Source organism: Acinetobacter sp. Marseille-Q1623, assembly GCF_902809895.1.
GTDB classification, from domain to species: Bacteria; Pseudomonadota; Gammaproteobacteria; order Pseudomonadales; family Moraxellaceae; genus Acinetobacter; species Acinetobacter piscicola_A.
The window spans coordinates 419302-445759 of the sequence record NZ_CADDWG010000001.1 but is presented as its reverse complement, the minus strand read 5'-3'; the positions used below and the strand labels follow the sequence as shown (position 1 = coordinate 445759).

The window sequence follows — 26458 nt, the reverse complement described above, 5'->3', positions numbered from 1 at the left end:
TGTTTTAGAATGGAATATTTAAGTAATATTAAATGTTATATACAAAACCAAAGTTAAAAAAATATCCATATTAAGAAAAAGGCATTAGGAATGGTCATAGATGTTCAAGATGAACTTTTATATGCTGCACAAGTTAAAAGTGCAGCCATTCTTTTGCAACGTTTTCTTGTATGGCTATTTGCCATTATTGTCTATAACCAGAGTATCTATTATAGTTATTTTGAAGAATTATCATTCTCATTTACACTTTGGAGCATTATTGTTAGCCTCTTTCTGGGCGCTTCTTGGTTATTCATCCGCTCAAATTTAAATACAGCAGCTTATAATAGCTTTAATTTAGATACATTATGTCAGTTGATCTGTTTAGTTGTAGGATGTAGCTTAGGTTTTGGTCTTTTTACATTACATTATTATGTCATTCTAGATACACCTCAAATTACAGAAACACATTTGCTTATTTTATCAACTATTTTAGTGTATTTAACATCAATCACTGCGATTTTTTATTTGAGTTGTCGTTTTCGTTACTTTTTATTTTTACTTATTCCATCCATCACGCCCTGCTTACTCTATAATTTTATCATTACAAATCCATTAAATACTTATTATCAACTTACTTTCAATCTTATTTTATTATTTATTTTGCTTATTGGTTTTATTACCCACAAACTACATCAAAAACTAGGATTAATTTCTTTCGATTATGATAATTTACTCATTAAATTTAAACAACAAATACAAGACACAAATCAATTACAAAACAAATTAAAACATGAAATTGATAAATCTGCTGAGATGCAAAATGAATTATTACTCAACAATCAACTCCTCGAGCAAAAAGTAAAAGAACGTACCTTTGATATTCATCAAATTAATGCTCGTCTAGAAAACCATCAAGCCAATTTAGCATTTGCACATGAAACTGCGCGCATTAATTCGTGGTTATGGAATATCGAAAAACGTACGATTGAGATTTTTGATACTAAAAATAAAATTTTATTCAATCAATTTGATGAACATCATACTCAAATTGATTCTCTCATTCATCCTGATGATCTTGAACATTATCAACATCAAATGCGACAACATCTACGAGGTAAGTCTGAACGTTTCGAAGCACGTTATCGCATCAAAAAAGACGATCAATGGTGTTGGATTCAAGATACAGGTAAGGTCATTGCTCGACATCCAATCTCCTATAAACCGATTCGTATGGTGGGTATTCACCGTGATATTCAAAAAGAGAAAAATGATCAAGAACAACTTAAACTTGCAGCAAATGTTTTTAAACATGTCGCCGAAGGTATTTTTGTACTTGACAATAATTTATGCTATTTAGAAGTGAACCCTTATTTTGAAAAACTCATTGGTTATAGTCAAAATAATTTAATGGGTAAACATCTATTTGATATCACTGTAAATAATAAAAAAGAAATTATTGAGCAACATTTTGACATTACAAAACAATTAGTTAATGATGGTGAATATGATGGAGAGTTGCAAATTGAATTTTTAACAGGAAAGAATTTAACACTATGGATTCATATTAATGCTGTAAATGATGAGAAAAACAAAGTTATTCACTATATTGGTATTATTACTGATTTAACTGAACGCAAAAAACAAGAACAACGTGTTTCTTATTTAGAGAATTATGATTTATTAACTGATTTACCTAACCGTTTTTACTTTAATTTACAATTACATCATCATTTAACAGACCCTAATAATTTATTACAAAACCTTGCAGTTATCCGTATTAATATTGATCGTTTCCGTTCATTTAATGAGTTTGCAAGTACTCAAGCGGGAGATATTTTACTACAAATCTGTGCCAAACGATTAAGACAATCTTGTCCTGATGCATTATTAATTTCGTATTTAAATAATGATGATTTTGCGATCATTTATAATTATGGACAAAATAAAAAAAATATTCATCAAATTGCAAAAAAACTATTAACTGCTTTTGAACATCCATTTAATATCCAAAATCAGGAGCATTTTATTTCAATTTCTTTAGGCATCGCCCTTTATCCAGAACATGGTCGTCAGGTTGATACACTCAATAGCCACTCTGAACAAGCATTGGCGGAAGCAAAAAGTTTAGGGGGTAATACGGCATATTTTTATACCAGCAAAAATTCTCAACTTTTACAAAAAAGTTTGAACTTAGAAGGTGACCTCAGACAAGCACTGAAAAATAAAGAGCTACTTGTATATTATCAACCCAAAATTTGTACAAAAACTGAAAAAATTTACGGTTTTGAGGCACTTATTCGTTGGCAACATCCTAAACTTGGATTAATCACGCCTGACCTATTTTTACCTATCGCAGAAGAATCTAGCCTGATTACTGAAATTGGGCGCTTTGTACTGTTCGAAACATGTAAACAAATTCGTATTTGGCAAGATTTAAACTTCGATTTCTTACGTGTGTCAGTGAATGTAGTCGCGCAGCAAATTCATCGTGGTGAACTCATTCAGGATATAGATCAAGCATTAGAGCTATATCAAATTTCAGGTGATATGTTAGAACTTGAAATCACTGAATCTTCCCTCATTGCAAAATCAGATAATGTGCTTAACTTATTACAACAAATTAAACAGCGTCATATTTCGATTTCATTGGATGATTTTGGTACAGGTTATTCATCATTAGCCTATCTGACTAATTATCCCATTGATACGTTAAAAATCGATAAAATATTTATTTCAAAAATAGAACAAGAAAAAGATCAAGCCATTGTGAGTGCGATTATTGCGATGGGTCAAGCCATGGGGATGAGTATTGTTGCTGAAGGTGTTGAAACCATTGAACAAATCAATTTCTTAAAAAAACATGGATGTCATATTATACAGGGCTATTATTATTCAAAACCGCTCTCTGCACAGGAATGTCTTGATTATCTGTTAAAATTCAAACTTGCTTCAGTTTATGATGCTTAATATAGATATGACATATACTTCTTATTGAAAAAGGTGGTTTTCTGACTGTCCGTATTGCTCAACAAATGGTATATTCAAGAAAATTTAGCCAAAATCACCAGCTCCCGCTGGTACACTGTAACAAACGAGATGTAAATGGACGATCAATCACTAAAACAGCAAGCCCTTTATTACCATGAATTCCCAAACCCAGGGAAAATCAGTGTCACGCCTAGCAAACAACTCGTTAACCAACATGATCTTGCACTTGCCTATTCTCCAGGTGTTGCTGCGCCATGTTTGGAAATTGAGAAAGATCCATCAAAAGCTGCACTTTATACTGCACGTGGAAATTTAGTCGCTGTTGTCAGTAATGGTACTGCTGTTTTAGGTCTTGGAAATATTGGTCCTTTAGCTTCAAAACCTGTAATGGAAGGTAAAGGTGTATTATTTAAAAAATTCGCAGGCGTAGATGTATTTGACATCGAAATTGCTGAAAATGATCCTGATAAAATTGTAGACATTGTCGCCGCTTTAGAGCCAACATTTGGTGGTATCAACTTAGAAGATATTAAAGCGCCTGAATGTTTCTACATTGAACAAAAACTTCGCGAACGCATGAATATTCCTGTGTTCCATGACGACCAACACGGTACTTCAATCATTGTAGGTTCTGCACTTTTAAACGCATTACAACTCAATGGTAAAAAAATTGATGAAATTAAAATCGTTGCATCTGGTGCAGGTGCTGCTGCCCTGTCTTGCCTAGATTTACTTTGTGCATTAGGTGCGAAGAAAGAAAATATCATTGTCGCCGATTCACGTGGTTTATTAACCACTAAACGTGAAGGCTTAGATGAGTCTAAAAAGCGTTATGTACAAGATATTGATGGCGCCCAAATTGCAGACGTAATTACCGATGCAGATATGTTCCTCGGTCTTTCTGCCGCAGGTATTTTAACCAAAGAGATGGTTAAAGTGATGGCTGCTGATCCAATCATCTTTGCATTAGCAAACCCAGATCCTGAAATTTTGCCTGAACATGCACATGAAGTTCGTCCTGATGTGATTATGGCAACTGGTCGTTCGGATTATCCAAACCAAGTGAACAATGCACTTTGTTTCCCTTATATCTTCCGTGGTGCTTTGGATGTTGGTGCAACCACCATTAACGAAGACATGAAAATTGCTTGTGTACATGCAATTGCACGTATGGCACATGTTGAGGCAGATGCTGCATCTTATGGTGAAAAATCTGCATCATTTGGTCGTGATTATCTAATTCCACGCCCACTTGATCAACGTTTAATTCTTGAAATTGCGCCAGCTGTTGCACAAGCAGCAATGGACTCTGGTGTTGCTAGCCGCCCAATCCAAGATTTTTCTGCATATCGTCAACGTTTGTCTGAGTTTGTTTATAACTCTGCACTCATGATGAAGCCAATTTTTGCTCAAGCAAAGTCTGACCCTAAACGTATTGCATATGCAGAAGGTGAAGATCTACGTGTGCTTCGCGCTGTGCAAATTGCAGTAGATGAAGATTTAGCGAAACCAATTTTGGTGGGTCGTACCGCAGTCATTGAAGCGAATATCAAAAAATTAGGCTTGCGTCTTGAAAATGGTGTCAATATCACCATTGTTGATCAAGAAAACAATCCTGATTATGAAAAATTTGCAGACGAATACTACAGTATCATGCAACGTAAAGGTGTAACACCTGAATACGCACAACGTGAATCACGCCGTCGTTCAACCTTGATTGCAGCAATGTTAGTCAGATTTGGACAAGCTGATGGCATGTTATGTGGTACCTATTCAAGCTATGACATTCACTTAGACTTTGTTAAAAATATCATTGGTCTTAAAGAGGGGCGTAATAATTTCTTTACTTTGAATGCTTTAATGCTCGAAGATCGCAACTTATTTATTGCTGATACCTATGTAAATACGAATCCGACTGCTGAACAACTTGCTGAAATGACCATTTTAGCGGCTGAAGAAGTTCGTCGTTTTGGTATGACTCCTCGCGTTGCTTTATTGTCACACTCAAGTTTTGGTTCAGATCAAAATGATCCTAGCGCACAAAAAATGCGTAAAGTATTTGAAATCTTGACTGAAATCGCACCTGAGCTTGAAGTTGAAGGCGAAATGCATGCCGATGCAGCTTTGGATGAAAATATTCGTCAATTTGCATTCCCGAACTCACGCTTCAAAGGTTCTGCAAACTTGTTGATCATGCCAAATCTTGATGCAGCAAACATTTCATTCAACTTGTTAAAATCAACTTCAGGTAATAATGTCACGATTGGCCCGATCTTACTTGGTGCCGCGAAACCAGTACATATCTTGACTCCAACTGCGACAACTCGCCGTTTAGTCAATATGACTGCATTAACGGTTGCTGAAATTCAAGAAAATGAGAAAGCTGCTCTTTAATTGCACGTTTACTCACATCTTGTGACTTGAGAAAACCTCTATTCTGTAGCATCATGGCTTGAAGAATAGAGGTTTTTTCATGCAAGTTTATTTAGTAGGCGGTGCCGTCAGAGATCATTTACTCGGACATCCCTATCACGAAAAAGATTATGTCGTTGTTGGTGCAACACCTGAACAACTTCTTGCTCAAGGTTATCAACCTGTGGGCAAAGATTTTCCTGTGTTTTTGCATCCCGAATCAAAAGAAGAATATGCCCTCGCCCGTACGGAAAGAAAAGCGGGACATGGCTACCATGGTTTTGAGTTTTTTACCGACCCCTCTGTCACCTTAGAAGAAGACCTCATTCGCCGTGATCTCACCATCAATGCGATGGCAATGGATGATGCAGGACAAGTATTTGACCCCTATCACGGTCAAGATGATTTAAATCATAAAATTTTACGCCACGTTTCAGAAGCTTTCGCCGAAGATCCTTTACGTGTATTACGTGTTGCTCGTTTTGCTGCGCGTTATGCACAGTATGGCTTTACAATTGCCGATGAAACCTTAGCATTAATGCGTCAATTAGCAGCGTCAGGTGAATTAAAAGCACTTACCCCTGAACGCGTATGGAAAGAAACCTCTCGTGCATTAATGGAAAACCATGCTGATGTTTATTTTCAGGTCTTACGTGATTGTGGTGCTTTAAAAATTCTTTTCCCTGAAATTGAAGCATTATTTGGTATCCCTCAGCGCCCTGAATATCATCCTGAAATTGACTGTGGAATTCATACGATGATGTCTTTGCAACAAGCCTGTAAAGCCAATTACTCTTTGGATGTACGTTTTGCCGTACTTGTACATGACTTGGGTAAAGCATTAACTCCGAAGGATGAATTACCTCGTCACATTCAACATGAAGAACGTGGTATTGCGCCTGTGACTGAAGTATGTGACCGCTTAAAAGTACCGACACAGATTAAGCAACTGGCTTTAGCAGTATGTAAAGAGCATTTAAAATGTCATCAGGCATTTACCTTAAAAGCTGGTACGTTATGGCGTTTGTTACAACGTTTGGATGTTTTACGCCGTCCCGAACGTGTCGAAGCATTTTTACAAGCCTGTGAATGTGATGCACGAGGTCGCTTAGGTATGGAAGATCGTGATTATCAACAAGCGGAGTTTTTATGGAAAATCACGCAACGTGTTCGTACCATCAAGGCTTCTGACTTACCCCCTGAGATCAAAGGTGCGGATATTGGTGAAATGCTCATTCAAAAACGGATTGAGGCAATTGCGCAGTTAAAGCATGAGTTAGGGCATCATAGTCATACGGTTTAAATAACTCCTCTCAGTGATGGGAGGGTTCTAACTTTTTAATCAATACTTTTATAAAAATGATTGCTAAATTTAAAGAATTGCAAGTCGTTAAAACGATCAAGGCTTTTGAAAATATTCCTACAGGTACAATAGGGACTATTTTATTCATTCATAATCATGAACTAGAGATTGCCTATGAGGTTGAGTTTATTGATCATTTAAATCGTTTTTATGAAACGATTGCTGTTCCAGAGTCATTTCTAAATCACTATATGCAAAATAATTAAGGAATAGAAAAATGGAAAATTTTGTTGCTGGGACTCAGATCGGGCAAATCATTTCTTCTTCTAAACTTGAAAATTTTGAACATTTACGTCAGCCACTCATTCAATATGCAATTCGTTATCAACGCAACTATCCATTTGATGTATTAGAGCAAGTTGCAGATGATTTAGAGAACTTAATTACAAAATCATCTTTTTCCATTGATCAAATTCAACCTGAAATTTTAGAAATGATTGAAATTGGACAAGGTGAATATTGTTTGAGTTTAAATGAAATATCCGAAGCTTTTGCAAAATTGACTAAAACAAGAATATTGACTAAAGACATTATTTTATTGATATTAAACCATATTTTTACAGCATACTCTTACAATCATTCAGTTGATGAATTTCTATCTAAAGAAGATAATTTCTTACAAAAGCTGATAAATATCTAATTCAAAAGGTAAAAATAAATGAAAATAGAACTATATCCCAACTTTAACGACGTCTTTACTGATGAAACACTAAAAGGAATTTTCTATCCTTTATGTAGCGTCATACTTGATCAATATCCAAATCAAATTTTTCATTTTATTTCTTCCAATGGGTTATGGATGAATGAAAATTTTGAAACTGAACATAATACTTTCCAATATACCCTATTTGAAATTATCGATCATAAATATAAATTTCATGGTGATGTAAAGTTATATCAAGGCTTTGAACATGCGAAAAATATTTTCCATGACTTGCAAAATGATTTCACACACAATGGTCAATTATATTTGAAAAGTAAATTAAAAACGGAAGTCTATATTGACCAACAAAAACGGAATCTAAATTTAAAAACACATGATGATTTTGATCTAGACTACTATTTACAAACGTTTTATGAATTTTCTATTAACAAACTTTGCTTTGAATTAAATCAAGAGTTTGGCACATTCAGAGCTGTTATTGATGACTGGTCTAATGGGAATAAGACAAGCCCTATCGTTTATGATGAAACCACAAATACTTTAAAAGGTCGTTTGAATCATTATGAAATGCCTGAAATTAATCACGCAGATACTTTTAAAGTGATTGGTTCAATTATAGGATATGAATTTTTTACTGACGGTAATGATACGATTTTACATTTTGATGGTTCGAATCAAATTTTGTGTGTTAATTTTTATTCATAAAATTATGAATGGCTGAAATACCACCTTAGACTACAATCATTCCCATCATCATATTGAATAAAAATAAAATCTTATTTTTTAAATCAACATGTCCAATTCCATCAATCAGACATGTTTTCATTTATTCAATCACGACACATCCGCTGTGAAACTCACCACTTTTTCTAGCTGCATCTGATTTTGCACCACCATCAACAAACGGTCTATACCCAAAGCAATTCCTGAACATTCAGGCATATCTGGCAAAGCTGCTAGTAAATATTCATCAATTGGCATCACATGCAAACCAAGCTTCTCACGTTCATCATTATCTGCCTTAAAACGCCCACGCAATACATCTGCATCAATCAGCTCATCATAAGCATTTGCCAGCTCTAAACCTTCGATATAAAGCTCAAAGCGAGCAGCAACCAATTCACCATCTTCATCGGTACGTGTCTTTGCAAGCGAAGCTAATTCAGGTGGAAAATCCGTTAAAAAAACGGGTGTATCAAAACCTAAACTCGGCTCAACCATGTGCGAGAACAATAGGTCGATATAACCTAAGCGATCATCACCCAAATCTAAATTTAGACCTACACGGCGACAAGCATCTTTCAACTCTTGCAAAGTCGCTTTGAGTGGATTGAGATCCAAACGATCCATAAAAGCATGTTTATAACTATAAATGGTTGGACGAACTTCGCTAAAACGCTGTGCCAAAACGATATTTAATAAATCAGTCACTTCAAGCATCAAATCTTTCAATGAAAATGCAGGTCTGTACCACTCCAGCATCGTGAATTCGCTATTGTGTTTACGTCCATGCTCATCATCACGGAATACTTTACAAATTTGATAAATCGCCCCACTGCCACTTGCCAGTAAACGCTTCATAGCAAATTCAGGTGAAGTCTGTAAATAATGCGTTTGTTTTTTACCTTGGACATGACGTTGCGCTTGAATGGATGCTAAATGAACATCGGTTACTCCGGCTTGTGATAAAACAGGCGTTTCAACTTCTAATACATCACGCTCGGTAAAAAACTGACGAATCTGAGCATACATTTTTGCACGTGCTTTCAGTGCTTTTAAATCACAGGTCGGTTGATAATTCACCATAGACTCACTCATGCTTTTGGCCCACCATGTGCAGCCCATTCACGGCGTAAAGGATAGGTTTTACGTAAATGATCAAAGGCTTTTTGATCAACCTTACCCTCCTTCAACGTCGCCCTTAAATTTGCATCATCTCTTGAAATGTCATAAATCGTCGTTAGGTATTTTTTCAGTGTTTCTTTAATATTATTCCCGTAAAAATATTGTTCACTTACAGGTAACTGCGACTCAAATTTTTTATAAGCACTATAACCAAAGGTTTTACAAAATGCCTCATAAATCATCTGTGTACCACGTGCTTTACCTTCCAAGCTATAACCTGCGATATGTGGTGTAACAATCGTAATTAAATCTAAAAGACGTTCTGAAATTTCAGGTTCATGTTCAAATACATCAAGTACAACTTTGCGCCCTGTGTTGAGAATATCCTCAATCAAAGCTGCTTCTTCCACCACTTCACCACGCGCTGAGTTGATCAAAATTGTCTCAGGTTTCATCATTGCCAAAGTTTCAGCATTGATTAAATGATAAGTCGCATGCTCACCTGTTTTAGTCAGGGGAACATGTGTCGTCACAGCATCGGCTTGTTTTAATAAGTCTTCGAGTGCAACGTGTTGAATATTCTCATGCTGAACCAATGGGTCAAAGCCTATCACTTTCCAACCTAAAAGTTGGGCCATATACGCCAAACGTGAACCAACATTCCCCAAACCAATAATACCCAAAGTAAACTGTTTACCCTGATCTAAAAATTGTGGGTTAAGATTCAATAATGCTGTGATCACATATTCTGCCACAGCTTGAGCATTACATCCTGCCGCATTTGACCAGGCAATATGATGCTTTTCTAAGCTTGAAATATCTAAATGATCTGTACCAATCGTGGCACTACCAACAAATTTAATTGCAGTATCTTGAATCAAAGCCGCATTCACTTTTGTAACAGAACGCACCAACAACGCTTCAGCATCTTTCACATCCTCATGTTTCAAAGTACGCCCTGCTGCTTGTTGAATATCCCCAAATTCTGAAAAAAAGTAATCTGTAAATGCAAGATTTTCATCTGCAATAATTTTCATAATTCATTCCAATGCAATAGTACAACTATGATAACGCTTTGTAAGAACACTGACTATGTGAATACCGTGCAATATCAAACAGAATTATGCTAGAAACTTTGCAGTGAGTGATTATTCACATCCGAATCATAACAATATTCATTGATGGGCATAAAAACGTACTGATTTCTTCCCTGTTTTTTCGCTTGATACAAAGCATTATCTGCAATCTTCAAAATATCTTTTCCTAAAATATTTTCTTTTCCTGTATATAACGTTAACCCGATACTAATGGTTAAATACTCAGAAATCTTAGAGTATTGATGCAGAATTTTTTGTTTACGAATTTGTTCTAATAATCTTTGTGCCACATTGATCGCAGCTTGAGCAGTAGAATTATTTAATAAAATGATAAACTCTTCGCCTCCGTAACGGATCGCAATATCCTGTTCTCGAATATTACTTTTTAAAACTTCAGCTACCGAAATTAATGCAATATCGCCTTGTTGATGCCCATAATGATCATTAAACAATTTAAAAAAATCAACATCGATAAACAATAATGCCAAAGGGCGATGCCGCTTTCTGGCTTGATATAAACTCTGTGCAAATTTTTGTTCAAAGCTCCTACGATTATCCAATAAAGTTAAAGTGTCCTGATGACTTAAACGCATTAAATGCTGATTTAAAGCCGCATATATTTTCTTATCTAAACCAATGATAATGGACTGTAAAAAACGAATTCGATCTGTAGAAATAGTCAAAACGGCAAGTCCTAAACCGACTAAATTTCCCAAAATCAAGACATTAAACAAAACCCATTGTGGAATATACTTTCCTATCATCCATAGACAAAGGCACGTAATCCCTGCGGACACCATACCTGCAATAAACGTATGACTTGGACGCAAACCTGAACAAATATAAGCAAACATTAATGCAAAAATGATAATTAATGTGCCGCGCCATGTCATAGCGCCTGATTGCGTCGAAAATAAAACGACTTGTACAATACTCAGCCCAACAATGACCACAGCTGTTACGACATAACAATAATAGGCTCGCCAAATAGGATGCTTTGCCATCAAATATACAGTGAGTAAGGCAATCCAACCTGTGGTATAGGAAATAAGTGTCATCAATACATCATGCTTTCGATAAATCGCTTCTGTAGTAAAATAGTTAATAGGTAAGCTGATGACTTCAAATAAAAAATAGCAAATTGTTGCTGGAAAAAATGCACGTATAATTAACTTTGTTAAACGTTCTTCCCGATCTTTCCAAAATTTATCTTCTAGCGTTTTAGAAAAAAGAGACATCATACATTTTGTTTGTTTTTTGAGTAAGCACTCGTATTCTTCACGTTGTCGTGTTAATGCTTGAATGTTTGCTCCACCACCTTCTAATTGATTATCCATTTATTTTATACATTCCATTATCTTATATTTTATTTTTTAACGATCAATAAAATCATCTCCCCTTAAGATTAACATTATAAATAATACAATGAAAACATGAATATAATACAAAAATAAAAAATAAATCACAGTTTTAAATTATAACAAAATATAAATCACATTTTTTATAAAAATAAATTTAAATAATAATTAAATAATATTAACCAATGTAGTGGTTTTAAAAGAAAAATAGAGGTATATGAATACCTCTATATCTCAACATCATTCAACAGCTTAATCATTCCAAGAACTTAACCACAGCGCCCTCTTGTACTTTTCGCCCTAGATCATTTGCATCCCAGTTGGTCAGGCGAATACAGCCATGTGATGCTGTTTTCGAAATTAAGGACGGATTGGGAGTACCATGAATCCCAAAAGATGGCTTACTCAATGCGATCCACATATTGCCAACAGGACCATTTGGACCGGGTGGTAGAGTCAAAGGCTTTTTATTGCCACCTTGCACAAAGTTTTTAGGTGAATAACCATAGTATGGATTTGCAGCCACTTTAACGACTTTATGCGTTCCTTTCGGAGAAGGCGTATCTGCACCACCAATTGTGGCAGGGAAAGAGCCCACCAACTGATTTAAATGGTTAAATAAGTAAAGTTGACGTGCGCCTTTATGTGCAACAATCAAAGTAATATCATCTGGTAAATCATTACGCACATTAGGCACAATAATTTTTTGCCCTACTTGATTAAAATTAGCTTTGGGATTGATTTGTCTTAGAAAATCTTCATCGATATGAAATTTTTCACCCAATAACTCAGTAATGCGCGTGTAATACAACCCTTTCATTTTGGCTTGTAATGCATAATTACGCGGAATACTTTTGGCAAAAGGACCTTTGAGATCTTGCGCAGTAATACTATATTCAATAAATGCTGGCTGTTTTTGGCGTGCAACAAGGCTATTCCAAGTTGTTTGGTTTAACACACCTGTAATTTCTAGACCATTCATCTGTTGATAAGCGGAAATGGCTTTTAAAAAATTTTTACCACTTTTTGCATCAATCGGACCAGGTGACGCATGCAAATTATTCAGCATCACCTGTGCACGCGCATAAGCAGGATATTGCCCGCGTGCCAGTTGTGCAGACCATACTGCATTGTTAATCGCATCTTTACTCCAACTCACAGTTGCAGCAGGTTTGACTTGTGTTGTTTTCTTCTCATCTTGTGCTGTATTGCCTGTTGTTGCATAAGCAGATGAATTCAACATCGTGAAGCATGTAAGTAACATGATGAATGGCACAGTTTGGCGCATTTTTTACTCTCTATTCATCCCATTTTAAAATATTAAAAAACAAATCTTTAGCTACTTATATGCAGTATATAGGATCAATTTTCTAAAATACCTTATCAATATAGTATACTTTATTCAAAGTAAAACTTATTAAAATATTTTATTTAATATCAATTTGTTAATTGTACTAAATATTCAAAAAAGCACAATAATCACCCAAATCAAAAACACCACAAAAGTGCGACATATTTAACACTTTATTAAGTAAAAAGTGAACGATTATTTCACTTTTTTATCATTCAAAAATCAACTAATTTTTGCGATCATTAAATATAAAGTTTTGATATAAAATCATACGTACTCTATCTAAACATTTTTCCATTGTTTTCAATATAATTGTATGTCTGTCATCTTATATATCATGGTTATTTTCAAAACTCAGCGTATATAATCAACCAACAACTACAGATTGATTAAAAAATATCTGTTTAAGACCTACAAATCGGTTTGATTTTTAGCAAGTCCAAAATAGCGGTTACCATTTTAGTTGGAATGGATTATCATCTACCTTATTTTTCAGTAAGAACTGCCTTGAACACGATTACTCTTCTTCAGCCCGATGATTGGCATGCACATCTACGTGATGGACTTGCTTTAAAACGTACTGTTCCAGATTTAGCTCGTCAATTCGCACGTGCGATTTGTATGCCAAATCTTGTTCCTCCTGTAAAAACAGTTGAAGAGGCATTGGCGTATCGTGAGCGTATTATGGCGCACGTCCCTGAAGGTTTAACTTTTGACCCACGTATGGTGTTGTATTTTACCGACCATACCGAACCTTCTGAAGTTAAAAAAATTAAAGACTCAGCACATGTTAATGCCATTAAACTTTATCCTGCAGGTGCAACCACCAATTCAGATAATGGTGTAAGTGACATTCGCAAAGTATATGCAGTCATCGAACAACTTGAAGAACATCAAGTTCCGTTATTGTTACATGGCGAAGTTACACATAATCACGTTGATATTTTTGATCGTGAAAAACGTTTCCTTGATGAGGTCCTCGCACCATTATTAAGACAGTTTCCAAACTTAAAATTGGTTCTAGAACATATTACGACCAGTGAAGCAGCGCATTTTGTGCTTGAACAAGATCGTAATGTTGCAGCAACCATTACCCCACAGCATTTATTATTTAATCGCAATGACATGTTAGTTGGTGGTGTTAAACCCCACTTTTATTGCTTACCTATTTTAAAGCGTCAAACACATCAACAAACTTTATTAGAAGTTGCAACGAGCGGTAATCCTAAATTTTTCTTAGGAACTGACAGTGCACCACATTCTAAAAATGCCAAAGAAAATGCATGTGGTTGTGCAGGTTGCTATAGTGCACCAACAGCGATTGAACTGTATGCACAAGCCTTTGACCAAGTGAATAAAATCGAACGTTTAGAAGGTTTTGCAAGTCATTTTGGTGCAGATTTTTATGGTTTAGCTCGAAATACTGAAACCATTACACTTGTAAAAGAAGATCAAGTGATTCCTGAAAGTTTTGACTATTTGGATGGCGAAAAAATTATTCCGTTGTATGCGGGTAAGACCATTCAATGGAGAAAAGTGTGACAACTGAAATACAGCCTGTAATTGCACAACGATTTCGTGGTTTTTTACCCGTCGTCGTTGATGTTGAAACAGCAGGTTTTAACGCCGATACAGATGCATTACTCGAAATTGCATGTATTCCAATCATCTATAATGCCGAGGGTGAATTTGTACCAGGTGAAGCGCATCATGCGCACATCAACCCCTTTGAAGGTGCAAATTTAGATCGGCGTTCATTAGACTTTATTGGGATCGATCCTTCGAATCCAATGCGCATTGCGATGGCTGAAGACGAAAAAACAGCATTAAAACGTATGTTTAAGGCCGTGAATGAAGTTCGTCGTCAGCAGCAATGCACACATGCTGTACTTGTTGGGCACAATGCACATTTTGATTTAGGTTTCCTCAAAGCAGCAATTGCTCGCACAGGGACTAAAAATCAGAATCCTTTCCATAGTTTTTCTGTTTTTGACACAGTCACTTTAAGTGCTGTGATGTTTGGGCAAACGGTATTAGCAAAATCATGCATCCAAGCAGGAATCGAGTTTGACGGTAAGGAAGCGCATTCTGCTTTATATGATACGCAAAAGACGGCTGAACTGTTTTGTTATATTTTGAACAAACTGTCTCCTCATCTACTTGACACTTTGATGGCGGATCAATAAGATAGCGCCATCTTCTAAACGACCCTATCGTCTAGAGGCCTAGGACATCGCCCTTTCACGGCGGTAACCGGGGTTCGAATCCCCGTAGGGTCGCCATCTATTTTGCTTCAGCATTTAAAATACTTTTCAATTTTATTTTCACATATTTACATTTGCATGATTTATGCACTATTTTTACCTCCAAATTTCAATAAATCACTGCTTTGAATGATGAATTTACATTTCAGGACTTGAAAAATAGCAATCACCCTCGATTTAATAGAACAAGACAAGCTTTTTGCATAAATGAAATGATATGAACAATCAAAACAGACCTGAAATAATTACCATTGATGATCAGAACTTCGGTAGTCATGTTGAACATTGGAGTTTACTCACGGACAACCCCACTACAGAAGTACCAAAATGGTTAGGTCTTGCTTTAGATGCACCTGTGATGCCGATGGGTTTATGCCAAAAAGAATGTGAGATGGATGAAAGTGCGTGGCTCATCCAAGGACCAAATGGCGAAAAAATCCAAGTCAGTCAAATTATTGCTGTAGAAAATAATAAACCTAAAGCCGTTAAAACAGCTTTTCCAAGTTTTGAAAGTCCTTATTCCATCCAAGCTAAAATTGACCGTATTATTACCTGTAAAACCAACACACAAGCCGTTTTACAACTCCAACTCGGTCAAAGTACCGTCTATGCATTTGACAGCCTTTATAGTGTTAACCATGCGCATTATCAACAATCACAGAGTTATCAAGTTCAACTCAATGCATGGGCATATGAGTTAGAAAAAGTTTCTGATCACGAACAAATCGTGGTTGATGATCCTGCTTCAATTAAACACCATCGTGCTTTAAACGATATTTTATCTGAAAATAATGGCGTAGCTCCTGAGAATCTACAAGAACTCTTAGATGCGTGGGAGCCTAAAACAGAAGCAGACAAAGAGCCTGTGACGGTCGATTTTTCAAAAATGGTGGCTTATCTCTACGGTGAAACATTAGGTCAAGAAGATGAGGCGTGGTTTCAAGGAAAAGTCGTGGGCAAAACCCACATGCAATTTATGCAGCAAGACTATACACTTTATGACGTTACTTTGATTTTAGAAGAAAATCAGCCTGCAATTTTAGTACGAATCGCTACAAAAAATCCTGAATATAAAGATTTTGCAATTGGACAATATATCCGTGGCAATATTTGGATTCAGGCCAATATTTATACTGAAACTAAAAATGCTTAATCTGATGCCAATTGAATTAAAACGCCCAGACTAGATTTGGGCTTTTTAATATAATTATGTAAGATCATGGACAGAATTCATCAATATCAATGCTTAATTTTATTGTTTATTTTATGTTAAAAAAAGACAAGAACAAAATATCTTGATAACGCTACAGTATTATTTTTTAACACCTATTCATCAACGTATCAGATCATTTGTCGCATCTAAATATAAAAATAAACAACATATTTTTCAAAAACTTAAATTAAAATAATTAAAACTAAAGATTTATCTTTCATAAAATAAATATATTTTTAGACATTCACATACGCCATATAAATATGTGTACACATTTTAAATGAAGAGTATTGCATCATTATTTTGGCATAAAGCAGCATTGATTTTAAAACTCAGATAAATAAGCACTTTATTTGCACATTTTTTTATGTTACAAATAGCCCGAACCGATAGATTTAACAATAATTTAAAATCCAGGCTCAGTGATGAAAATTATACCTGAACAATCACCCCATCTCATTCAACAAAATAGTGGATTTCGTTTACCTTGGGATAAAGGCGCATGTTGCTTTTTTGTCTTAGGCATATTTTTAGCTGCCATTATTTTTCATATTTTTGGGATCTTCCCAACAACTTAAATTTTTCAAGAATATGTAAAAAAAATCCCGCAAATGAAATGCGGGATTTTTTTTTAACTTGATGTTTTTGAATGGTTAATTCAATCAATTAACCATGACGTTTTGCAAAGTCATTCATAAAGTTAACCAATGCTTGTACGCCTTCTAATGGTACAGCATTATAAATACTTGCACGCATACCACCTACTGAACGGTGACCAGCAAGGTTAAGCAAATGATTTTCTTCAGCTTCTTTCAAGAATAATTTATCCAAATCAGCATTTGCTAAAGTAAATGGTACATTCATGATCGAACGATTTTGTTCTGCAATTGGATTTGCATAAAAATCGCTTGAATCGATATAACCATAAAGTAATTTAGCTTTAGCAAGATTGGCTTGATGCATGGCATCCACACCGCCCTGCTCAAGTAACCATTCAAAAACTAAACCTGATAAATACCATGCATAGGTTGCAGGTGTATTCACCATTGAATCATTTTTCGCTTGTGACGCATATTTCAATAAACTTGGAATTTCAGGTTTTGCTTGATCTAATAAGTCATCACGTACGATGACAAGCGTTAAGCCCGCTGGACCAATATTTTTTTGCGCACCTGCATAAATTAAACCAAATTTAGACACATCTAATGGTGCAGACAAAATACTTGAAGAAAAGTCAGACACTAATGGTTTATCTGTTTCAGGAATATTGGCAAATTGAATTCCGCCAATGGTTTCGTTATCTGCATAATGCACATAAGCAGCATCATTTGATAAGTTCCATTGGCTTTGATCAGCAATGGCTAATTTACCATTAATACTTGTTCCTGCTTCAATGATATTGATCTCACCATAACGCTGTGCTTCTTTGGTCGCTTTCTCAGACCAAATGCCCGTATGGATATAATCTGCTTTTGAGTTTTTGCCCAATAGATTTAAAGGAATCGCAGAGAACTGTAATGATGCGCCACCTTGTAAGAACAACACTTTGTAGTTGTCAGGAATATTCATTAATTTTCGAAGATCTGCTTCTGCTTTTTCAGCGACAGCCACATAGTCTTTGCTACGGTGACTCATTTCCATGATGGATAAGCCTTTACCACGCCAATCTAACATCTCTTGTTGAGCTTTTTCTAAAACGGCAGTAGGTAATGCAGCAGGACCAGCACAGAAATTGTACGCGCGCATGATTTTTCCCTTATTAAAGTGAAACGAATGAAATAGGCGCATTTAACCACAAATCGCCCTTTGTTGCAGCAGCTTTGTTAGTCAATCTTTCAATATGTTTCTGAATTTAGAGTTGATATTTCAATAAGAAAAATACAACTGCTTATTTTTTCACAATATGATGACTCGACTTATTATTTTGATCTTTCCAAGCCATTCTCGCTATTGTGGTGAATAAGCATCATAATGATCTATATATTACTTGTGTTTAACTACAAAAATTACACATGATAAATGTTGCTTTTAGATTATTTATTCTAGTCATTCAAGGTTAGAATAGTTTTAAATTTAAACAAATACTGACGATTTTGCAGATGAAATTAACGACGTATTATCCTAAAAAAATGTTATATGCATCGATGCAATTGGGTTGCTTATGTGTACTCAATTTAAGTTTAGCGATCCCGACATATGCAGAGAATCTTAGCTATGCTCAAGCTGAACAGTATTTACTTGAAAATTCATATACCTCTCAAGCCAATACAGCATTAGATCAGGCCTCAAAATTACAAGCGGATGCTGTGAAAAATATCGGCTTACCTCGTATAGACTTAAATGTACGTGTCTATAAATTTCATGCAGAAACAGATATTCCTTTGGATGGTGTTAAAAATAATTTAGAACAAACATTGTCTTATGGTGTAAATGAAAAAGTAGATCAATGGCAAACACAGCAGAATATACCCAACACCATCACAGACCCTTTAAAAGAAGGTTTAAATCAAGGCATTCATAATGGTATTGGTTTAATTCCAGATAGCACTCATGTGGTGATGGAAGATGAGACCATACGCCCAACCGTGTCAGTGATGATGCCCATTTATACGGGTGGCTTAACCACCACCACCAAAAATATTGCCAATCTCAAAGCAGAACGCAGCCAACTCAACAGTAAGCAACAACAAGATACGCAACGCTTTGAAATAATTCAGGCTTATTTTAATGTGCAATTACAACAACAATTACACAATGCCAGTGCTTTTAATTTAAATGCAATGCAACAACATTATAACAATGCTTTAAAACTTGAAAGGCAAGGTTTTATTAGCAAAGGGCAACGTATGCAATTTGAAGTTGCTAAAAATAATGCAACTCGTGCCGATCAGAATGCCACAGCGAACTTAGCGACCAGTCAATTTCAGTTAAAGAATTTACTGAATAAATCATCGGTTGATCAACTCACCACACCTCTTTTTATTAACCGTTCACAACAGCAGAATATTGATCAACTATTAGCATCTTATCCGCAAAGTTCTCATTTAGTACAAAAAATGCAAATGGATATGCGCTTAGCAGATGAAAATATCAAACTGCAACAAGCAGCGAAAAAACCGACTGTTTTTGCTTTTGGCGAATATAGTTTAGACCAAGATCAAAATTGGATTGTAGGCGTGGCTGCTCGCTATAATTTATTTTCAGGGATTGATAAAAATAAAAATGTACAAGCAGCTGAACTACAGCGCTATGCAGCCGAACTCGGTACGGCTCGTACTAAACAAGAAATTGAAAATGTGATTTATAGTGCCTATCAGGCGATGCAAACAGCACAAATGAATCAACAATTATTACGTCAAAATGAAGCAGCAGCATTGGAAAACCTACGCATTCAAAGTTTATCTTTTAAAGAAGCTATGGGTACAGCTACACAAGTCATTGATGCACAAAATCAACTCAGCGCCCTTCAAACAGAAATGGCCATCAATGCCTATAAATACGTGATGTCTTTAGCCACACTTTTACAGAGTCATGGCTCTATTGATCAGTTTAAAACTTATGTAAACCAATCCAATACTGACTATATTCGCTAAAATGGGGAAAATAATGACACAACAACATGACCCAAAACTTGATAAAGTTGCAAAGACCGATGCAGCTATAGAACAGACTGCTGAACAGCATCCAGATTTAACAGTACCAAATAACGCACAATCAGAGCAAATACATGCTGACCCCACACCAGTACAAACAACATCTACTGAAAAGGCAGCGAAAAAAACACCATTATTGATCATCGGTTTAATTCTTCTGATTGCCCTTCTCGGCTTGATTGCTTTTGGTTTATGGAAAGCTTATCAACCGAAAACCATTGATGTACAAGGTCGAGTAGAAACTGAAACCATCCATATCAGCACTAAAGTTCCGAGCCGTATCGAAGAAATTTTGGTCAAAGAAGGGCAAAATGTCACACAAGGTCAGGTTTTGGTGCGTTTAACCAGTCCTGAAATTGAAGCGAAAAAACAACAAGCACTGGCAACATTACAATCGGCATTGGCTTTACAATCCACCGCAGAACGTGGCTCACAACAGGAAAATATCGACAGTTTATATGCCAACTGGCAGGCTTTAAAAGCACAAGAAGCGCTCGCATATACCACTTATCAACGTGGTGCAAACTTATTTAACGAAGGGGTTATTTCCGGTCAACGCAGAGATGAAATGCATGCTGCAGCACAGTCCTCTCATCAAATGACTGAAGCTGCTTATCAACAATATGCACGTGCCAAACGTGGCAGTACCACACAACAAAAATCGAGTGCCGATGCACAAGTGCAAATCGCCCAAGCTGCGGTAAAAGAAGCCAATGCACTAGAAGCTGAAACCACGTTAAGCGCACCCTCATCAGGTACAATTTCTAAAATCTATGGTAAACCTTCTGAACTCGTTGCAATGGGTGTACCTGTCGTAAGCTTGCTTGAAACCGATGAACAATGGGTCAGTTTAAATGTCCGTGAAGACCAATATGCGCAAGTTTATCAGAGCAAAATGCTACAAGGATTTATTCCTGCTTTAAACCGAACTGCCCATTTTAAAATCGAAAGTATCGATGCTGAAGGAGAATTTGCCACCATCAAAAATACACGTCAAACAGGAGGTTATGATGTACGTAGTTTTAAAATAAAGTTACTTCCTGTGGAAAAGATTGATCACCTAAAAATTGGCATGAGTGTCATTTTTAAGCTACCAGAGCAACAATAATATGTTTGCCTGCATGTTGCGTGAACTGCGCTATTTGATCAGTCATAAATGGGATCTCGCACTGGTGACGCTTGCCCCACTGTGTTTACTGATTTTATTTGCCAGCATGTTTTATACAGGTAAAGCAGAACATTTACCCATTGCAATCATTGATCAGGATCATAGCCAGCTCAGTTTAAATATTGAAAAATATTTAAGTCATAGCAGCACACTACAAATCTATGAAGTTTCTGACAATGTCGATGATATCGAAAAGTTGATTAACCAGACCAAAGTGTGGGGCTATGTGCATATTCCTGAGGGTGCTGAACAACGTCTCGTACAAGCACAAGATGCTGGTATTAGCATTGCCTTTAATCAGTCTTATTTTAGTATTGGCAATACGATTTCTTCAGCCATGTTAGTATCGACTTTACAAGGTGTGGCAGATTTTAGTAAAAACACTTATTTGGCAAATACACTTCCCTATGCCAATGTCCCCACAGCCAGCATTAAAATTTCTCCTTTATATAATCCAGACCTCAGTTACGAATTTTATTTAGAACCTTTTATGATTCCTGCAATCTTGCATTTGCTGCTATGTTGTTGTGTCGCATTTGCTGTAGGACAGGAACTCAAATCTAAAAGCATTTCAACATGGCGGCATCATCAAGGCTTTCTACACGCAATTTTGGCAAAAAATTTAGTCTATGTTTTCATTTTTAGTGCTTGGACATGGCTTTGGATGTTTTGGCTCATTGAAATCCGCGGTTGGTTTGTAGCGGGTCAAGTGTGGCCCATTTTGATTGGGCAATTTTTGTTTTATTTGGCTTATGCCTTAATCAGTACCACGGTGGTCCTTGCAACACAAAATTTGTCGAAAAGTTTTGGATTTATCGCTGTATATGGCGGTTCATCTCTGAGTTTTGCAGGTGTGACATTACCATTAAATAATGCCCCTATTTTCACACAATTTTGGGCGAATATTATTCCCTACACGCCTTATGCAAAACTACAAACTGAACAATGGGTGGTTGGTAGCCCAATCAGTATTTCACTCATTCCACTACTGATCCTTGTTGTATATTGCATCTTTTATGCCTTCGTCTCGGCAATCTTATTGAAAAAAATGACACAGAAATCATCACAAGGAGCTGCACATGTCTAAGTTCAGCAACTTTTTAAAGCAGCTTTTTCGTGATTATCTACAAACTTTTAAGAATATTGCAGCAAATTCATCAATTTTAACCACAATGGTATTGTCAATTTTTTTATATAGTTTTTTCTACCCAACCGCTTACAAAGCACAACAAGCAGAAGCATTGCCTATTGTGATTGTCGATGAAGAACAAAGTTATTTAACGCATGCCATTATTAGCCAAGTCTATAAAAGTCCCAATGTGAAAGTTCAAGACATCACAGGTAATTTTGAAGAAGCAAAACACTTGCTACAGCAACAAAAAGCCGATGGGATTTTGTATTTACCTCAAAATTTATCGAATAGCATTGCACGCGGTGAAACAGGCGGGATTGGACTTTATCTTAGTGCAGCATATTTTTTAAAAACCAAACAAATCGGTTTAGGTTTAGCAACATCCATCGAACATACACTTGCTGAACATGCTGCAAAATTTGGACAAATTTCGCATTTTAAAGCTGCACTTTCAATCCATCAAATTCCTTTATTTAATACTCTTTCAGGCTATGGCAGTTATATTTTCCCTGCCATAGCTCCATTGATCATTCACCAAACCATTTTACTTGGCTTGTGCATGCTCATTGCAGGTTATCGTGAAAAATTTTGGCGTGCATCGCTCAGTGAGTTCTGCGGAATTTATTTTGCAGCACTCACCATTGGTTGCCTAGGCTGTTTTTATTTATTTGGTTTTACCTATTGGCTGTATGATTATCCCCATGGTGGAAATTTCACAGGAATGCTGATTGCTGTTCCAATTTATCTCAGTTGTGTGATTGGACTTGCGATGCTGCTTGCAAGCTTTTTGGACGTGTCTGAGCGTGCAGGGCATCTGTTGGTATTTACTTCTATTCCATTATTTTTATTGTCTGGTGCAGCTTGGCCGATCTCTGCTATGCCGACATGGATGCAATATTTTTCACATATTTTACCTTCTACACAAGGCATTAATCTGTTTATTCAACTTAATCAAATGGGTGTCCCCTTCGCTCTGATCATGCCTAAACTGATTTATTTAAGCACTTTGGCATTGATTTTATTGGTTTTAGCTTTTTATCGGGTCGCTTATATGTATAAAAAATAAGAATAGAAAGCCAAACTATAATTTATAAAATTAATTAATCTTACAAATAGAATTGAATAATTAAATAAAACTGAATTATTTTTATGCAATTGATAACAAATTTACATAAAAAAATTATGCTCACTACTTAAATAAGCGCAAAATACAGCATTTTCGAAATACTCTAAACGCTCAAAAGCCCCTAAATACAACTCCCACAGTTCTTGTCGGGGGATTTTTTGTGTGTGTTTCATAGAGTTTTACTTTTTCGCCAAAATCTGAATTTTAAGGGCTCAGTATGAAGAAAATGAAAATTAGCCTAGCTTGGCAAATTGTTATTGCGCTCTTCCTCGGTGTTATCGTCGGGGCATTTTTGCACAATTCTCCTGAAATACGTGATGATATTGTTGCGAATTTTTTACAACCATTAGGTAAGATTTTTATTAATCTTATCAAAATGATTGTGATCCCACTTGTGCTGTCTATGCTGATTTTGGGCATTGCAAATGCTGGGGATACCAAAAGTGTAGGTAAATTGGGTTTTAAAACCATTGTCTACTTTGAAGTGATTACCACTGTAGCCATCATCGTTGGTTTGGTTGCAGCAAATATCTTCCAACCTGGTGCTGGAATTGATATGTCGAAGTTAACGACTTCTGACATTTCACAATATCAACAGACCACACAAGAAGTTAGTGAGCATGCTCATGGCTTGGTCAATACTGTTCTTTCATTGATTCCGTCTAATATTTTTGCGGCAATGAATGATGGACATATGTTGCCCATCATCTTCTTTGCTGTGATATTCGGTATTGGCTTAGGTTCTTTGGCTAAAGAAACCAAACAACCACTAATTGATGTGTTGAAAGCTGTTTCTGAAACCATGTTCAAAGTTACGCACATGATCATGATGTTTGCACCATTTGGTGTCTTCGGTTTGATCGCTGCAACCGTTGCTAACTTTGGCTTTAGTTCTTTAGTCCCACTCATTAAACTTGCATTATTAGTTTACGGTGCAATCTTCTTCTTTATCTTTATCGTGCTTGGTTTTGTTGCAAAATTCTGTGGTTTCAGTATTTGGACCATTATCAAAATCTTAAAAGATGAATTGATTCTAGCGTATTCAACTGCAAGCTCTGAGACCGTTTTACCACGTATGATGGAAAAAATGGAAGCTTATGGTGCGCCGAAATCAATCACCAGTTTTGTTGTTCCAATCGGTTATTCATTTAACTTAGATGGTTCAACACTTTATCAAAGTATTGCTGCGATCTTTATTGCACAGCTTTACGGTATTGATTTAACGCTTACTCAACAAGTTGTTTTGGTATTGACCTTAATGATTACATCTAAAGGTATTGCTGGTGTACCGGGTGTATCTTTCGTTGTGCTATTGGCAACTCTCGGTAGTGTCGGTATTCCACTTGAAGGCTTAGCATTTATTGCAGGTATTGACCGTATTTTAGATATGGCACGTACTGTATTAAACGTCATTGGTAATGCACTTGCTGTTCTTGTCATCAGTAAATGGGAAGGTCAGTTCGATACAGAAAAGCAAAAATCTTATAACTTTGATGCAACACATTAATTTTTAAGATCAAAAAAACCACCTTCGGGTGGTTTTTTATTCTATAGCACATAAAATATCAACTGTGTCTTGTAATACTTTTTCACTCTCACTCAACAAAATATCTGCTTTCTGTGGCAATAAAACAACTTTAATCTTGCTTTGATCTGCATCTATCATACCTTGAGTGATAAAGCCTGATTTTCGCACACAAATCGACCAATGATAATATTGCGAACCATGTATCATTAGACTCTCAACTTTCCATTCTCGTTGTCCTGAAAATTTTGCTACTCCTTGTGCATCTGTCAATTTTTGAATCTTTGCTATGATATTTATCGCAGGATGAACCTCTGTAAGTAAAATAATTTGCGCATTTGCTACTGCTTGACCATTTTCATCAACGACATTCACCTCAAATTCAGGCTTTAATTTTTTATAAACAGGAAAACACGCTGTCAATCCTAACGCTAAAATGATAAATAAAAGTGCATTCTTCATGCTTTAACCTGCATAGACACATACTAACTTGGAATTCCCCTGAGGTGTTTCTTGTAAAGTATTCTCAATATTCCAGTCATTAGCCATTGCCTTGCGTATGTGATACGTCACAGTAGACGGTTTACCCTCGAAAATAAAATAATAAGCACCTGATTCACTTTCTACAGTACGTATTCCTTGCAGCGCAATTTTAATCAGCTTTACACCATATACTTGCATATTTACGGCAAAGTCATCTTGATCTACATTCTTGGTTTTATAATGTTGGTAGCCCTGCACTCCTAAATACTTATTTTTATCCAACTGTACTGTTTGCAAAGCTTTATTTACTTGAATATGTTTTTTATTTTGCTGATTCACATCATTTATAAAGTTGATCATAGGATTGGTCATTTCACAGTTTATGGATTGGCGATTAATCAGACTTTCAATTTTTATATCTTTCGCTGTTGTAAATTGCGTTGTCCAAAGACATACAAATGCCAATATTATTCTTAACATAGAAAGACCTTTTTAATTTTCAATAAATTATAGCCAATAAAAAACCACAAATCTGTGGTTTTTGTGATTTTAAAAAATTATGCCAATATATAAGCAGTGATGATGATTAACATTTGCAATCCTAAAACGACTGCAAACCATTTCCATCCTTTTTGGCGCAATACAATACGATCTATACTTTGATCATTAACTGTTTTAATCATTTTAGCACCTCATTCATTCTTTATTGAATTGATAAGTTTTGGAGCAAAATCTGTCTATATAAAAACAATGTAAATTAAGCAAAAAATAAACCAAGTTTTGAAGTGTAACAATTTAAATACCTATACATATTCAATCTTCATTCATCTCTAA

The 26458-nt window shown here is 35.8% G+C and carries 23 protein-coding genes and 1 tRNA gene; 16 read left to right on the top strand and 8 right to left on the bottom strand.

Features of this window, described 5'->3' with window-relative positions:
* The first annotated feature begins 90 nt into the window (after positions 1 to 90).
* From HUV91_RS02060 to HUV91_RS02035, 6 genes are all read left to right on the top strand, one after another.
* The gene (locus HUV91_RS02060; RefSeq protein ID WP_228721825.1) at positions 91 to 2949 is read left to right on the top strand and encodes an EAL and GGDEF domain-containing protein; all 2859 of its coding nucleotides are present in this window, start codon (positions 91 to 93) and stop codon (positions 2947 to 2949) included.
* Between the two features lie 135 nt (positions 2950 to 3084).
* Positions 3085 to 5364, top strand: coding sequence for an NADP-dependent malic enzyme (locus HUV91_RS02055; RefSeq protein WP_130073127.1), 2280 nt, complete (start codon positions 3085 to 3087; stop codon positions 5362 to 5364).
* Positions 5365 to 5443: 79 nt separating this feature from the next.
* Positions 5444 to 6685 (top strand): multifunctional CCA addition/repair protein, encoded by a 1242-nt coding sequence (locus tag HUV91_RS02050; RefSeq protein ID WP_174492368.1) that lies wholly within the window; start codon positions 5444 to 5446, stop codon positions 6683 to 6685.
* A 56-nt stretch (positions 6686 to 6741) separates the two neighbouring features.
* A complete protein-coding gene (locus HUV91_RS02045) occupies positions 6742 to 6951 on the top strand; it encodes a hypothetical protein (protein WP_174492367.1) in 210 nt (69 codons plus the stop codon).
* 11 nt (positions 6952 to 6962) lie between these two features.
* Entirely contained in the window at positions 6963 to 7385 is a 423-nt protein-coding gene (locus tag HUV91_RS02040; RefSeq protein ID WP_174492366.1) for a hypothetical protein, read from the top strand.
* An 18-nt stretch (positions 7386 to 7403) separates the two neighbouring features.
* On the top strand, positions 7404 to 8114 hold the full coding sequence (locus HUV91_RS02035) for a hypothetical protein (RefSeq protein WP_174492365.1): 711 nt from the start codon (positions 7404 to 7406) through the stop codon (positions 8112 to 8114).
* Between the two features lie 129 nt (positions 8115 to 8243).
* Here the strand turns inward: HUV91_RS02035 and epmA are convergent, their stop codons facing one another.
* The 4 genes from epmA to HUV91_RS02015 form a co-directional block, all read right to left on the bottom strand.
* Positions 8244 to 9215 carry an EF-P lysine aminoacylase EpmA gene (epmA, locus tag HUV91_RS02030; RefSeq protein WP_416377012.1) on the bottom strand — a complete coding sequence of 324 codons (972 nt, stop codon included), beginning with the start codon at positions 9213 to 9215 and terminating at the stop codon, positions 8244 to 8246.
* Positions 9216 to 9223: 8 nt separating this feature from the next.
* Entirely contained in the window at positions 9224 to 10291 is a 1068-nt protein-coding gene (locus tag HUV91_RS02025; protein WP_174492363.1) for a 4-phosphoerythronate dehydrogenase, read from the bottom strand.
* Between the two features lie 89 nt (positions 10292 to 10380).
* Positions 10381 to 11688 carry a diguanylate cyclase gene (locus HUV91_RS02020; RefSeq protein ID WP_174492362.1) on the bottom strand — a complete coding sequence of 436 codons (1308 nt, stop codon included), beginning with the start codon at positions 11686 to 11688 and terminating at the stop codon, positions 10381 to 10383.
* Between the two features lie 277 nt (positions 11689 to 11965).
* Positions 11966 to 12997, bottom strand: a complete 1032-nt coding sequence (locus HUV91_RS02015; protein WP_130073120.1) for a L,D-transpeptidase family protein — start codon at positions 12995 to 12997, stop codon at positions 11966 to 11968.
* Between the two features lie 570 nt (positions 12998 to 13567).
* Between HUV91_RS02015 and pyrC the strand changes: the two genes are divergently transcribed.
* The 5 genes from pyrC (at position 13568) to HUV91_RS01990 (ending at position 17115) form a co-directional block, all read left to right on the top strand.
* The gene (gene pyrC, locus HUV91_RS02010; RefSeq protein WP_130073119.1) at positions 13568 to 14602 is read left to right on the top strand and encodes a dihydroorotase; all 1035 of its coding nucleotides are present in this window, start codon (positions 13568 to 13570) and stop codon (positions 14600 to 14602) included.
* Positions 14587 to 15246 carry a ribonuclease T gene (gene rnt / locus HUV91_RS02005; protein ID WP_130073118.1) on the top strand — a complete coding sequence of 220 codons (660 nt, stop codon included), beginning with the start codon at positions 14587 to 14589 and terminating at the stop codon, positions 15244 to 15246. Before pyrC ends, rnt begins: the two co-directional genes overlap by 16 nt.
* Before the next feature lie 20 nt (positions 15247 to 15266).
* Positions 15267 to 15342 (top strand) — tRNA-Glu (locus HUV91_RS02000).
* A 199-nt stretch (positions 15343 to 15541) separates the two neighbouring features.
* Positions 15542 to 16477 (top strand): hypothetical protein, encoded by a 936-nt coding sequence (locus HUV91_RS01995; RefSeq protein WP_130073117.1) that lies wholly within the window; start codon positions 15542 to 15544, stop codon positions 16475 to 16477.
* A gap of 485 nt (positions 16478 to 16962) precedes the next feature.
* On the top strand, positions 16963 to 17115 hold the full coding sequence (locus HUV91_RS01990; RefSeq protein WP_174492361.1) for a hypothetical protein: 153 nt from the start codon (positions 16963 to 16965) through the stop codon (positions 17113 to 17115).
* Positions 17116 to 17203: 88 nt separating this feature from the next.
* Here the strand turns inward: HUV91_RS01990 and serC are convergent, their stop codons facing one another.
* Complete coding sequence (gene serC, locus HUV91_RS01985; protein WP_174492360.1) at positions 17204 to 18283, bottom strand: 3-phosphoserine/phosphohydroxythreonine transaminase; 1080 nt, start codon at positions 18281 to 18283, stop codon at positions 17204 to 17206.
* 398 nt (positions 18284 to 18681) lie between these two features.
* Here serC and HUV91_RS01980 point away from each other — a divergent pair, with 398 nt between their 5' ends.
* From HUV91_RS01980 to gltP, 5 genes are all read left to right on the top strand, one after another.
* A complete protein-coding gene (locus tag HUV91_RS01980; protein WP_228721862.1) occupies positions 18682 to 20130 on the top strand; it encodes a TolC family protein in 1449 nt (482 codons plus the stop codon).
* A 13-nt stretch (positions 20131 to 20143) separates the two neighbouring features.
* On the top strand, positions 20144 to 21298 hold the full coding sequence (locus HUV91_RS01975) for an HlyD family secretion protein (RefSeq protein WP_174492358.1): 1155 nt from the start codon (positions 20144 to 20146) through the stop codon (positions 21296 to 21298).
* Position 21299: 1 nt separating this feature from the next.
* The gene (locus tag HUV91_RS01970) at positions 21300 to 22445 is read left to right on the top strand and encodes an ABC transporter permease (RefSeq protein ID WP_174492357.1); all 1146 of its coding nucleotides are present in this window, start codon (positions 21300 to 21302) and stop codon (positions 22443 to 22445) included.
* Positions 22438 to 23556: an ABC transporter permease gene (locus tag HUV91_RS01965; protein ID WP_130073112.1), complete on the top strand. Its 1119-nt coding sequence runs from the start codon at positions 22438 to 22440 to the stop codon at positions 23554 to 23556. Before HUV91_RS01970 ends, HUV91_RS01965 begins: the two co-directional genes overlap by 8 nt.
* Positions 23557 to 23833: 277 nt before the next feature.
* Positions 23834 to 25123 (top strand): glutamate/aspartate:proton symporter GltP, encoded by a 1290-nt coding sequence (gene gltP / locus HUV91_RS01960; RefSeq protein ID WP_130073111.1) that lies wholly within the window; start codon positions 23834 to 23836, stop codon positions 25121 to 25123.
* Positions 25124 to 25159: 36 nt separating this feature from the next.
* Here gltP and HUV91_RS01955 read toward each other — a convergent pair whose 3' ends face one another.
* The 3 genes from HUV91_RS01955 to HUV91_RS16675 form a co-directional block, all read right to left on the bottom strand.
* Entirely contained in the window at positions 25160 to 25603 is a 444-nt protein-coding gene (locus HUV91_RS01955) for a hypothetical protein (RefSeq protein WP_174492356.1), read from the bottom strand.
* Positions 25604 to 25606: 3 nt separating this feature from the next.
* The gene (locus HUV91_RS01950; RefSeq protein ID WP_174492355.1) at positions 25607 to 26104 is read right to left on the bottom strand and encodes a hypothetical protein; all 498 of its coding nucleotides are present in this window, start codon (positions 26102 to 26104) and stop codon (positions 25607 to 25609) included.
* A gap of 77 nt (positions 26105 to 26181) precedes the next feature.
* Complete coding sequence (locus HUV91_RS16675) at positions 26182 to 26307, bottom strand: KGW motif small protein (protein ID WP_267313464.1); 126 nt, start codon at positions 26305 to 26307, stop codon at positions 26182 to 26184.
* Positions 26308 to 26458: the final 151 nt, after the last annotated feature.